Origin of the sequence: Vibrio splendidus (assembly GCF_002873455.1) — a bacterium.
GTDB lineage: Bacteria > Pseudomonadota > Gammaproteobacteria > Enterobacterales > Vibrionaceae > Vibrio > Vibrio splendidus_J.
Map to the genome: position 1 here is coordinate 28,099 of NZ_MCUN01000019.1, position 12,630 is coordinate 40,728.

Annotated in this window: 11 protein-coding genes; all 11 read right to left on the bottom strand. The window is 41.3% G+C overall.

The features are described 5' to 3' along the window. Window positions 1-59: 59 nt before the first annotated feature. The 11 genes from BCU75_RS16205 to BCU75_RS16260 all read right to left on the bottom strand — a co-directional run bounded on the left by BCU75_RS16205 (window position 60) and on the right by BCU75_RS16260 (window position 12,491). The gene (locus BCU75_RS16205) at window positions 60-1,295 is read right to left on the bottom strand and encodes a His-Xaa-Ser system-associated MauG-like protein (protein WP_102466502.1); all 1,236 of its coding nucleotides are present in this window, start codon (window positions 1,293-1,295) and stop codon (window positions 60-62) included. Continuing rightward, window positions 1,296-1,652, bottom strand: a complete 357-nt coding sequence (locus BCU75_RS16210; RefSeq protein WP_016799684.1) for a TIGR03982 family His-Xaa-Ser system protein — start codon at window positions 1,650-1,652, stop codon at window positions 1,296-1,298. Further along, window positions 1,649-2,173, bottom strand: coding sequence for a His-Xaa-Ser repeat protein HxsA (hxsA, locus tag BCU75_RS16215; RefSeq protein ID WP_102474452.1), 525 nt, complete (start codon window positions 2,171-2,173; stop codon window positions 1,649-1,651). The genes BCU75_RS16210 and hxsA overlap by 4 nt, the downstream gene beginning before the upstream one ends. Continuing rightward, a complete protein-coding gene (hxsC, locus tag BCU75_RS16220) occupies window positions 2,170-3,288 on the bottom strand; it encodes a His-Xaa-Ser system radical SAM maturase HxsC (protein WP_016799682.1) in 1,119 nt (372 codons plus the stop codon). The genes hxsA and hxsC overlap by 4 nt, the downstream gene beginning before the upstream one ends. Continuing rightward, the gene (hxsB, locus tag BCU75_RS16225; protein ID WP_102474453.1) at window positions 3,281-4,678 is read right to left on the bottom strand and encodes a His-Xaa-Ser system radical SAM maturase HxsB; all 1,398 of its coding nucleotides are present in this window, start codon (window positions 4,676-4,678) and stop codon (window positions 3,281-3,283) included. Before hxsB ends, hxsC begins: the two co-directional genes overlap by 8 nt. After that, on the bottom strand, window positions 4,675-4,950 hold the full coding sequence (gene hxsD, locus BCU75_RS16230) for a His-Xaa-Ser system protein HxsD (RefSeq protein WP_102466504.1): 276 nt from the start codon (window positions 4,948-4,950) through the stop codon (window positions 4,675-4,677). Before hxsD ends, hxsB begins: the two co-directional genes overlap by 4 nt. 715 nt (window positions 4,951-5,665) lie before the next feature. Beyond that, window positions 5,666-6,148, bottom strand: coding sequence for a MepB family protein (locus tag BCU75_RS16240; RefSeq protein ID WP_076649410.1), 483 nt, complete (start codon window positions 6,146-6,148; stop codon window positions 5,666-5,668). A gap of 505 nt (window positions 6,149-6,653) precedes the next feature. Further along, on the bottom strand, window positions 6,654-6,794 hold the full coding sequence (locus BCU75_RS24855; RefSeq protein ID WP_371715301.1) for a zinc ribbon-containing protein: 141 nt from the start codon (window positions 6,792-6,794) through the stop codon (window positions 6,654-6,656). A gap of 253 nt (window positions 6,795-7,047) precedes the next feature. Continuing rightward, the gene (locus BCU75_RS16250; protein WP_102466505.1) at window positions 7,048-7,734 is read right to left on the bottom strand and encodes a toll/interleukin-1 receptor domain-containing protein; all 687 of its coding nucleotides are present in this window, start codon (window positions 7,732-7,734) and stop codon (window positions 7,048-7,050) included. A 600-nt stretch (window positions 7,735-8,334) separates the two neighbouring features. After that, complete coding sequence (locus tag BCU75_RS16255; protein WP_016800261.1) at window positions 8,335-10,932, bottom strand: Ig-like domain-containing protein; 2,598 nt, start codon at window positions 10,930-10,932, stop codon at window positions 8,335-8,337. Window positions 10,933-11,753: 821 nt separating this feature from the next. Next, window positions 11,754-12,491 (bottom strand): hypothetical protein, encoded by a 738-nt coding sequence (locus tag BCU75_RS16260; protein ID WP_016787189.1) that lies wholly within the window; start codon window positions 12,489-12,491, stop codon window positions 11,754-11,756. Window positions 12,492-12,630 lie beyond the last annotated feature (139 nt).

Genomic DNA, 12,630 nt, shown 5'->3' on the forward strand with positions numbered 1-12,630 from the left:
TAAGCGTTAGCAGTTCCTATCATTTACACCAAGCAAGTAACCCCTATAACAACCTAGTTCTACAGCGCATCCAGAAATGTCAGCAACTGACTAAGCTCACTTTCATCCACTCTAATCCAGCGTAGCATTTCACTGCGTCTGTCCAACGATTCATTATTATCGAGAATCATTTGATCGGAGACTGTCGGGTCCCGATAGTAGAAAATGGGACTGATATGATGCTTAACCACCCCTTCCAATGTAGGAAAAATACCATTATGTCCATATGGAGCCGTTTTAGATACCGCTACCAATGAAGGCGTTCTAAACGCATATCTATCCCTGTTGTCCAGAGTCACCAGTGCTCGACCAAAATCTTGTCCAAACATGTGGGGACCTTGATTTCCCTGAGGAACACCAATTGAATGAAATGACATATCACTCATTAAGTCCCCAGAATGACAAGAAGCACAACGCGCCTTACCATAAAAAAATATGGCACCGCGTTTTTGCTCTTTTGACAATGAAGACGTATCGCCATTTATGTATTGTTCCCAAGCTGAAGGCGTACAATCCTCACTGATCTTCTGCCTTATGAAGCTTGCCAATGCATTACCAACCATAGGTAATGTCAGGTCTACCGGAGGTATGTTGGCAGACTCCATTGCGGCCAGCAGCATTCGAACATCAGGATCATTTTTTTCGAGTAACCTTTCTTGAATGAAAGTATTTTGGGCGGGTACCTTGTCAGCATAGTATTGTGACTCAACTAGGTCGACATGGCGATTGGTATTGAATCGTTTACTGGTCCCTAGAAACTCGTCACGAGCCAACAGTGGTAAAACTGCCGCGACAGCGAGCGCAGAATCAAAGCCCAACGAGCTCCCCTCTCCAACGGGTGAAAAAATCTGTCCGTCAATAGCTTGAACCTTACCATCCCAAAAGAACGTATTGAATCGGCTATCACCCCGAGCAAAAAGAGTAACAGCGTTACGCGGCACAACTGCGCCACCACTAGCTAACCTCTCCTCACCTTCACCTATCCCTCCAACACCAATCGCTAAAGGTAGCCCATCAGTGAGCGCCTTGTTATCAAGATGGCAATTAGCACAAGTAGTGTCCTTATCCCCACTCAAGACTGGGCGTTCAAAAACAACTTTGCCCACATTTGCCAAATACGAAGGTTCTTTCACCAACGGCTTTGAACAAACATTCCCTTCAAGCTCAAACGCTTGAATAGCTACCCTTAATGTCTCATCCAGAGACATGGCGCTAACCTGGAATGACGCAAACACAACAAGAAGCCAGGCTCTCATTTACCTCTCCCTAAACCTATGTTGCTCTATCAATGGTTCAATTGAGCGTTGGTGCAGCTCTATTGCCTCCAGCCCAAGGTAACCAAGTACAGACTCTGGTACTCGCATTGCAAGCATGATCTTCCGAGTTTTATCATATTCGTGGCACGCCAATAAATGTACTTTTGCTGTTTGGTTCAATGTCTTTGATTCCAATTGCTCAATATACCAAGTCTCATCCATCGCCAGAGAGCACTCAGCGGTTTGCTCCATAAACTGATTTTTATAATAGAAGTATGCAAACACGGGTGAAACCACATAGATTCCTATCCAGGCGATACAACACAGTGAAATAACGAAGTAAAAAACACGCTTCATCGCGCAAGAATCCCTAGTGAATTCAATGTCACCGTATCAAGGGTTTGCGAGACAGGTATATTGTTGTCCACTCGATAGGCATTTAATGCTTTACGAGTTTGCTTGCCCATAATCCCATCGATGATTCCCTTGTAGTAACCACTTGTATAGAGTGCGAACTGAACTCGGATGATAAGCTCCTTACGTTTTTCTAATTCCTCTACAGTAGATACTGGTGGTTTGGTTGCAGGCGCTGTATAACTCGGGGTAGAAGGTTGAGTAAGGGGTTGGGATTTTTGCTTTTTAACTGGAGCACTATAGGTCGCCCCCGCGGACGACCGATGAGAACTATGACTTCTGTGGCTCCGATGCGCAGCGATGTATAGGGGAATAGCCTCATTTAGGGGCGCTAACACAACCTTGTCGAGTAAAAATTCATCTTTAACATCGTGCTCCTCCGGCGCTGCAGTACCTGCGTCGGCACCTGAGTTTAAAGCGAAGAAACCTGGTAGTAAGGCAGCTAGATTGAAATTCCTTTTCATATTATTCTTCTTGGTGATGCATGATACTTTCCACGAGACGATGAGAAATAACCTCCACAACTGTCTTTTAACTGACAATCTGAACACTCACTAGGATAGTAGTTCTTCCAGTCTGATATAGATTTGACAGCGTACGATCTGATTGAAGAAGGTAAATGACAAAGTGGAAAATTAAACAGCGTCGGATTTAACCCGGCAATTTCAGCAGTCAACAGGCCCTTTATCAGGGCGTCTTCATAATCTTCTGGAGCGCACTCTAGCGCTGACCAGTTTCTTTTAGCCCAACCAGTCGCTTCCAGGTTCATTACCGACAACTGCACAACACCAGAAAAAACACGAGCAATGTATTCGGCAACTTGTGGTAACTCACTAGCGTTGTGTTGAGTCGGAATGAAGCGTACTTCCATCTTAATACCTGAGTTTCCAGCGTTGATCATCCCAACGACCGTTTGTGAAAACGCACCATCTCTTCCAACTAGATGATCATGAATTCGGCCTCTCACCGAATAGAGAGGAATACCGAAGGTAATATCGAGGCGACTAGCCATCGAAGCCAACTCTCCAGTAAATTCTAAATCTGAAAATGCCCGCCCATTGGTCAGGACATGTAGGCGAGTATTGGGAGCATGGTCTGAAACAAACGCCAGAAATTTGATAAAAGCATCACCGTACAATAGTGGCTCCCCACCACTAATACCAACATCACCATCAAATCCAAATGCGGCTAGAGCGAGCGCTCCGTATGACAACAACCAGTCATCCTTTTCCTCTCGTGGAGGCTGCGAACAAAATAAGCAAAGGTTATTGCAGCGCTCGGTTACAAGCAGTGTGTTGTGATTGGCTCTTCGCGACAAAATAACGCGCAACTGCCCAAACTGGTTTATGTTGACCACATCGCCATCATCTACAGAATCATGTAAGGTCGCATGAGTGATAACACCAACAAAATCGTCACGAGCAGAATTCAGGGGCGCTTGTTGCTCTTTTGCAAGGAAGATCTGTTCTAAGTAACGACTGTCGCTCGTTCCTTTACCTTTGCGGATTTGATAAAACCCTGGGGTCGAAAATCCGTCTTCTTCCAACGAGAAGGTATCGGGTCGAATGACGTTACTCATATAACCACTCCTTAAGCATCTCACCAATGCCATCTTCTACGTATAGGTGCTTAAGAATTAATGTGAACATTGCTTTGTGATACTGACAAAATCGAGAAAGGCTCTTATCGCCGATTGGCTCTCCAAAAACACTAATGTTTTGACAAGGGTCTGAGCCACAAAACGGTTGGTACGCACAGGAGGCACACCCCGGATGGACAGAAATAAAAGACTGAGACAATATTGATTTGTACAGACTGTTTGACTCGATGACTGGCTCTTGAATGGTTCCAAGTGAAAAATCGATATCGGGGTTGGTTTTTTGAAGCATCCGAGCCTTATCGCTTCCATATATACGACCATCATAATTGAACATGATACAGTTTAGGATTAGGCCACTCGGGGATTTTAGGTCTGCGTATCCACTGTAATCCGCATTAAATATTCGTCTAAGGTGAATCAATGCAGAATGTTCGATGATTCTCTCCCCTGCGAGTCGCTTTCTATTTAAGACCTTCAAGAGTTGTTCATAAAAAGCAATGAACGCCTTAATATCGTACGTCTTAGCATTCCCTTTATTGGCAAAACCGTAAGGGCTTATCGGGCGAACAAACATGTCAGAAAATCCGAGAGCACTATGCGCATCGACGATATCTTCAGGCTTTTGCAACAACGCCTCGGTTACCGTGGTAACGGTAGCAACCCTATCCGGACCTAACCTACGTCTAATTTTTTCAACGCCTTGTTTCACCAGTTCAAAGGAATTTCCACCCTTCAACACTCGATTGGAATTATGTGTGAGCGCCCCCCCATCGAGTGAAGTTGAGAAATTAATAGGTTTGTCTTCACTCCATGTCAAAACGTCATCGCTCAGTAGAGAAAGGCTCGTTGCAATTACTATCTCAAACTGGTCGGCCCCCAGGTTAGAAGCCGCCTCCTGATAGATCTTTTGAACGAGATCAAACCTTAAAAGAGGCTCTCCACCTTGGATTTCCAGCTTGTATGGCGCATTTCCGAGGGAACGGATTCGTTCGAGCAAAAGGGGAATCAAGTCTGGATCTAGGTCGTAGTTACTTGCTTTAACAGAGGCTCGGCTCACTTGGCAATAATGGCATGTGTGATCACATCTTAGCGTTGGCACAATCATAAATATGGGATTGAAGTGGAGCGCCGACATTAAGCGTTTTGACATACCCGAAGCGAGAGAGCTAACCGAAGCAGATTGGTATTCGTCATCACAAATAAAGAGCTTTCTTTCAAGCAACTCATCGATGACAGCATCATCGGTGGAGTTTTTATCTATCAGCGAATTGAGTTCCATTCTGCTCAAGTACGCATGAAACCCGGCCTGATTCGTTAATAACGCAATATCAGAGTCAAGAAACTCGAAGTTAAAAGGCAGTACGTTCATTTCAATAGTTTCTTCTCAACGGAGCTAAGAACAGCTGCGGAAATCCCTTCCAAATAACTACTGGTTTTCTCTGATAATTTTTCTCGAAGCAGATAGTCATTCAACAGGCGTTCGAATTCCAGAATGATATCCTCATCTTGGGATGAAAAATGGACGGCCCACCGTGTGTCTTCATCTGCCAGCTTCCAGGTAGTTAAAGGAGACATCCAATACAAAGCATGCCGGACAACTGACTCTGAGAAAGTAGTTTTTTCTAATTGATGAATTAACATGCACACACCTTCTAATTGGATTTGCTCCCACAAAAGGCACGTTGAGTTTGTCGCTAAAGGAGTGCAAAATAATTATGTAAAGTGAAAATATAGCACCATATGCATTCTAGTGGTTATGATGAGAGTCGCATTTGAGAGGGTTGTTGGCCATTTAATTTTGAGGCATAAGTGCATTGATTTAAAAGAAATAGTTGCAATGATTTTTGTTCGAAAAACAACAGCTCTCTACTCATCGCCTTACTTCGCCACGGTTTAGATGCCTGATTGAAAGTCGTCCCCGAGCCTTGAGCTCTAAAGATAGCTTCCATTATGGAGGTCGCCAGCACTCCTAACAAAACATTTGCCGACATTAAGAGCGGCCAATGTTGTGAGCTTATCGCCAATATAGAATGAAAATATATGTCTTTCTTATCCCTTACTTGGCATTCAGTATATCCTATATCCTATATCCTATATCCTATATCCTATATCCTTTGCTGATGGTTTTAGCTCAAAATCATTTTGGGGCAGATCTGAGCTAGCTGGCACTTTTTGAGAAAAGTGCCACGAGTAAAACTTCAGGTCTATGACGCCTCTGGACAAAACTTTGCCAGTGCTTTTGCTAAATTAGCAAACCACGAATAATCACAGGTATGGCAAAGTTGTTGTGAAGAGCTAGTGCGATGAATAGCATAGCACTAGCAAAAGTATTGGTTTAGGTACGCACTAAGTGCGATTACGCTAAATTACCGAAGATCTTGGTGAATTTCTCAAAGTCTAAGATTGTATTATCTTCAATCCATAAAAAGTAATCACTTTGCCAGAGCTGAGTTTTCTTTGCTGAATTGGAAAACACTTTTGTTTTTAGCTCTCCACGGCTAGATGTCCATGGTGGAAACACTCTGAATGCCATTTTACCTTTAGCTTTATCTGAGGTAATGATTTTTTTATTAATCAAAACAGATAAAGGGAAGATAAACATCCCTCTTTTCGAAGATTCGTAATCATTAACCTCAACAAAAAGATAATCTAGATCATTCTTATCGTAAGGCATGGTTCTTCTAGATTCAGTGCTATTTTCATCTGGTCTCTTCCATATTGATAGAAAATTGCCGGGCCTATCTGGTGTAAGGTTCCCCTTTCGATAGATAACTTTCTTTTTATAGATAGAGAATTCAAGAGCCTCATATTTACTATTCTGAGGGTATTGGTCTAACACTACGGGATGGGTTAATTCATACCCTTTAGATGTCAAATTATGACGTAAGAAAAAATCCACATCAATGAGGTATTTACACTGAGTCAAAATATTTCCTTTTAATAAAAAACGATGCAACATCCTAACTCTTCGAAGGTTCGTAATAAACCATTGGATTACTCTCTAAAACCACCTTGTAAGTTTATGACGCCTTCAAATCGATTGATAGAGCAAGAATTATCGAGTTGCTTTGAGCTAAAAACAGCACTCTAACACCCATTTTTCAATCTTTGTGAGTTCTGGGTGCCAGATTAGTTCTATTTGGTCAAACACTGCTCACCTGTGAATGTAGACTTTTTGGCGAAACCAATTTAGGGGCAGAAGTGTTTTAGAGTAGTCGCACTAAGGCACTCTTGTCCCTGAGCGCTAGAAACAGGCGCTCGCAAGAACCGAAATACTCCGACTAAGATACTCTGTCCCAATCAGAGTCAAACATTATACATTGTTGATTGAGACAGGCTTTCAATTATCCTTTGTAATACTCCGTGTGAGCACACTTCGGGCATGGTGGTAAAGTATCATCATGATCATCTAAGTCGACTCGTTGACCGCATTTCTTACAGGTATAACTACCTTTACCCGGTTTTTCTCCTGTTGTAGCCATCATTGCTCTCCATATATTTAATTAGACTTCGCAGTACGCTCAGGCTCTGCACCTGAACTAAAACAAATATACAACCAAGCGCACATGAGAAATGTGACTAAGTTCGTTTTTCAAACGTTTGTAGCAATAGAGCTAAGGCACCTTTGTCCCTAATAACTATGTTGTTCAGGAGGTTTGGCTACTATCGCAGCCAATAGACGGCTATTGATTACCCACCGAAGGAACGCTCTTCCTTAGGCAGTATTCAACCGACGAATTAGATATCTACCAACTCGGCAATTTTCTCTGCTACAACTTCCATTGAATCCTCAGAAGTATCCAAACCTGTTCTGGATGCTAGCATGGGGCTGATATTTCGTAGGGCTTCATAAGATGTGTTATGTACAATTGGAATAAGTTGGTTGCCAGCTAATAGTGTTGAAAGTTCTTTGTCGGCGACACTCTCTTTTGGAAGCCGCTCCAACATCGCTGGAGTCACCAATACAAGTCCTATTCGAGAGTTGGCCAATCCCTTATCGATAGCGCGCATCATCGGCACACCAAGTCCAAGATCCTTTTCGCTAAACCAAACTTTAACACCTGCTGCTTCAAGTAAATCATGCAATTCTTTAGCTGCGTCTTTACGGTCGCCCCATGCATGGCACAAGAATACATCTCGAAGAGCTGGTTGTTGTGCTGCACGAGTTTCGACTGTTTCGCGTATCGGTGTAAGAGACTGAATTTGAGCGGATGTATAAGATACAGAAGAGCCTGATTTAGACCAACTTGGCTTTTTACTGCTACTTGTTCCGCTACTACTAATGCGAGATGGAGAGTAAGATGAGGTTGAGTATAAACTGTAACCTCCACTTCCATAACGACTATAGCGTCCACCACATGCCGGGCAATTAGCTGCGGCGGCCGCTGAACGATGTCCTCTTGATGGTGCTGTGCATCTAGCCAATTGTTTACCTCTCTATTCAAATGAGTATTAATGTAACCTTCGCAAGGTATTACGACCGAAAAAACACAACATATAGTGTGCCATCAGTCTCACAATGGAATATACGGGGTAACAAAAACCACATTCAAGATAAGGGGGCTTAAAGTTTTGTCTAGATATCAGATTAGTGAATCTTATCTCATTTATATGAAATTGATATTTATGAGCATTACAACCAACATATCGATTCAGCTATCGATAGCTTTTAAGGTCTAGTCACTATTTGCAAATATAAACAAAAGAAATTGAAAACTAACTCGCTTGATGGCTCACATCGCTTTTGTCCCAATGAGTGCTATCACCGTAGAGGTCAAGCACGTCTCTGGACAGAAGCTTGTTAATGCCTTTGCTAAGTTAGCGAGTCATGAATAAATGCAAGTGTAAAAGTCCCTTAACTCATTGCATTGTATTGATTGGAAAGGTCAGATACTGGGTGCTCCCAATTGATGAACAATTCCAAATCATCGCAGGGAGCAACCGTAATACCCTTAAATTATGTATGAAGAGGTGCTAACTGATAGCTCTGGCTAAGAACAGCTAAAAGCACTGTTCTTAGTTGAATTACTTGAAGTAATAAGAAAACACGAGTTCGAGGGTATCAACATCACCTGCTAAATGATGCCATTGTAGATCTGACTTAATTTGACCAAAGTCCAATACATTCACGCCGACGCCTATGTTGGGGTGAACATTATCCTCCACCTCGAAATCTTCCGCGTGGTTCGAACTTGCATCAAGATAACCTAAGCCCAAACTGAAGTACGGGGCGAATTTATCGCCCCAAAGCTGCGTAACTCGATAAACAAAGTTAAAGCTGTAATGTTGGTAATCGACCGTCATATCATTATATTGCGTATGTTCTGCTTTCAAATCGACACTATTTAGCCAACGATAAGTAAACTGGATACTCGCGTTATTATCAAATTGGTACCCTAAGCTACTTCCGAAAGAAAACTGACTGTTACTTTCCTGACTCCACGCGTTGTGGTCAGTATCTGGCTCTAACCATGAAATCCCAGGATTAGCTGTTACATATATTCCGTTATTCTCTTCTGCAGAATGAGCGAAAGGAGAAACACTTAACAATAGTGGGACGACCACTTTAACGGCAAGTGACTTTTGATGTCTAAACAGTGCGAGTATCGTCAATAGCAGCGTGCTTAAGAACCCTATAGAACCACCACTGCTGGTTCCCGCGATAACCTTCCCCCCATAAGGAACACCGGCTTGAATATGAAGATTAACGGTAGCAGGGTAACTATGTCTTGTTCCAATATCTGTAACATCATATTCAAAGCTATCATCGCCTATAAAACCAGCGTCAGGCGTGTAAATGAATTCACCAGTCTCCTTAAGTGTTACCGACCCATGCATTGGTTGTTTATAGATTCGCGCAGTTAAATCGGCATAAAAAGGAGCTTGTGTATTCGCGTCATCTGTATCGTTAAGCAACACACCTGGTGCAACAATAGTATCAATACTGTCTGCGTAAAGTGAGTAGCTATCATTATTAGCAACTGGCGCAGCATTGTTAGGGATAAGAGTCCAACCTGTGGAGAGAATTGTTATTGATACTTTTGCTTGGCTAGTATTGATTGAATAATAAAATTCATCATTGCCATAATAATCAGCATCAGGTTGATACTCAAAACTACCGTCAGCATTCAATGTGACACTTCCATACAAAGCATCTTGGTCTAATGCAGCGGGTGCTGAGTTTTCATTGGTATCATTTTTAAGCACTCCATTTTGACTAGAGACAATCAACTTAGTATCTTGATCAACCTCATAGCTATCTGGGTGAGCATAAAGAGATTCATGTTTTTCGAATGCGCCAATGTCGATTCTCAACCCCTGCGGGCGGGTTTGTTTGAGGTAATCTGATGTGATTGAGCTACCATCGTCATATAGCGCTTTATCGTCGTCGCCTTTATCAACAAGGGCTATTGAAAGCGTGTTTGGAACGAAACAATTAGTTGTAACGCACCCTGCAAGTGACAGGCCAGTGTTAGGGGTATCATCGACACCAGGTGACGAAATAAAGTTATCATTGTTCTCTGCTAATGGGTAAATAGTTGTATCGTCCCAATCTGTTGGATAAATTGCAGAGCCAACATTATTTACACCATCGACTGTAATGAGTAGATTGTTATTGGCTATAAGTTGAGCACTATTGATTAACTCTATATGGGTCGCTTTGTAAGTAGCAGGGTCTACATTTTTAGTAATAGTCGGGTAATACAGCGTGCTATTGGTTAGCGTCAATTTTCCTTTATTGACATAGATTGGCCAACCTCTATTAGCATCCCTTCCATCAAATAAAGTATTTATAATTTGTGCATCAGCTTCATTAAATCTAAAAGTAGAATTAAATAAGCCTTTAAATATACTATCTTTGATGACTGCCGTTGTGCTGCCTGAACTATCTTGACTAACTTGAATAACATGACTCGCTGTGTTTTCATCCAATGGTCCATTAGATTCAAAAGCCGTATTTTCAATAAAAACATTACTATTAAAAATAAGGGTAGGTGCTGATCTTGGGCCAAGATTTTCGAATATAAATGAATCTTTTATTGTAACAATGCCATCTTGAGTAGACATGATGGATGCCTCTCCTTGCCTAGGCACTATCTTATATAGGATAACGTTATTGAGTGTTACATTAGCGTTATCGGAAAAGATAAAACCTGACATGTGTTCTGCCCACACATTTTCAATGGTGACATCAATGGGGCGCCCTGCGGTATTTCGAGGATTGATGTCAAATAAAAGACCAGATGATCTTAGAATCAGATTGTTAGGATCATTCGGATAACCAGTATTAAATGAGCCAGTATCAGAAACCCAGCGTTGATGGTCATTAATGTGGACATAATCATCGCCTAATCCTCGAATGATAATATCATCAGTAATTGTCATTCGGTTGTCGGTTTGACCTGAAGGGACTTCACCCAAATTAGGCGAGATAGGTGCTTGTGCATTATATGAAGCCGGTATTTCGATAGTATCTAAACCAGGATTAGCATTGGCCTTTTCGATGAAATCTCGAAGTGAGCCCATGCCTTGATCACTACTTGTTGTTACCGTATAAGTGGCAGATTGTACGCTCAAAGAGCTAAAAAGTAGTCCAAATAAAATTATTGACTTTGGAGTCATATTACCATCCTTGATATCCATGAAAAAACTAAGCCCAGATTTTTTTAAGTTCCTTGCAACCAACAACTTAGCTCATATATAAGAATGTCACAACTCTCCCTAAGTAATAACTTTTGGAGATGTGTATACTTGGGTGCGGACGGGAGTTTTTTCAAAGTAATGTGTTTGCTTTACACATTAGCTAGTTCTATTACGATCTAGATGGGTTCTAGAACGTTTTGGGGCACTTTCGAGTTAGAAAGTGCCACGGGTAAAAATTCAACCTGAGAGGCTTTTGTCTAGTAGACGAAACAAACGTGCCTGCGATAGTCGCGTTGGCATACCTCTGGACATAAATGTGGTCAGTGACTTTACTAAATTAGCAGTTGACGGATAATCTGAGGTATTGCAAACCCTCTTATCTATTGGCCAAAGCAACTCACCCACTACAATCAAGACTCCTTCTGATCTTGATGATTATGTTCGAAGACCGACTAACTGAATACTTGTAACCAAGATCAGTTACACAGAATTATTTACAGGGTCTTTTTATTGACATGTAAGTAATATTTGGTTATCTTTTGATTATCGATTTGAACTGATTGAATCGATGATAGTAAGAGTAGGATCGTTCGGATTGACTGGAAAGCACAGCTTACCATATATACCCTACCTCCCGCTGCCTTAGTAAGCTTATGCATATACTGTATTAGGGATAAGATGGTGATACATCATATCTTATAATTTCAGATGGTAGCGCCATGCAAGACATGGATAAACAAAGATTCATTTCTTTCAATAGGGATCACGGAACTTTATCAATGGCTCTTCTAACCTAGCGGTTATGAAGAGCCGTCTTGATCTTTAGCCTTCATTTTTGCTTTCTTTTTCTTCTTGTAACTCTTCTTCGCTGCTTTTTTAGCTTTCCCTTCAAATGGTTTTCTTCCAGACAGAATATTTTTAAGCAAAACTAGAAACGGCTTACTTGTATCATCTGGTGTGATTAGTTTTTTGGCACGAAAATCATCATCTGTAACAACGAATGCTGTTTCACAAAACATATTGATGTTTTTGTTGTTAGTTTTATGTAGTGTGAAAAGTACTATGTAGTTTTTATCTTTTTCTACTGATAAAAGCCCTGTAAGTGTTTTTCGGTGATCTCCTTTCTTCGAATGAGGTAAGACACAAATGTTATGGAGATTGCTTTTTAGAAAGTCGATAAAACTAGGAAAAAAGCTTCGGTTCTCTGTGTATTTGTCATTGCAAAAAACGCGCAATTCATTGCTGAGAGTTCTTTCTTGGGTTACTGCTCTATAATTGTTAGAGTAGTGTTCATATCTTCTAAGAAGCTCGCCTGTTTGATCTAATGCTTGAATGCTATCTTTGTCTTGATCAAATGCGCGACTGTATAGGTGGTTTGTGGGAACAATGTTTATATTGAGTTTGATTAAATGCTTTGACTCTGTTTCGAATTCATCTATAACAAACCCCTTATCTTTAAGGTGTGTTAAATCATAGCTAACCATGCTTCCTTGTTCATTTTGAATATTTACAACCCAATGTCCTTCCTGAATATGCACAAGTTACCTCTTAGCATTTGATTTAATGAGTTATAATACTAGAGTGAGTATTGCTTTGTCTTAAACTTTTTATATCTGATGGACTCATTACGAAATCGTTCCAATGTAGAATTGAGCTTGAGATTATTTAACGAGGAAA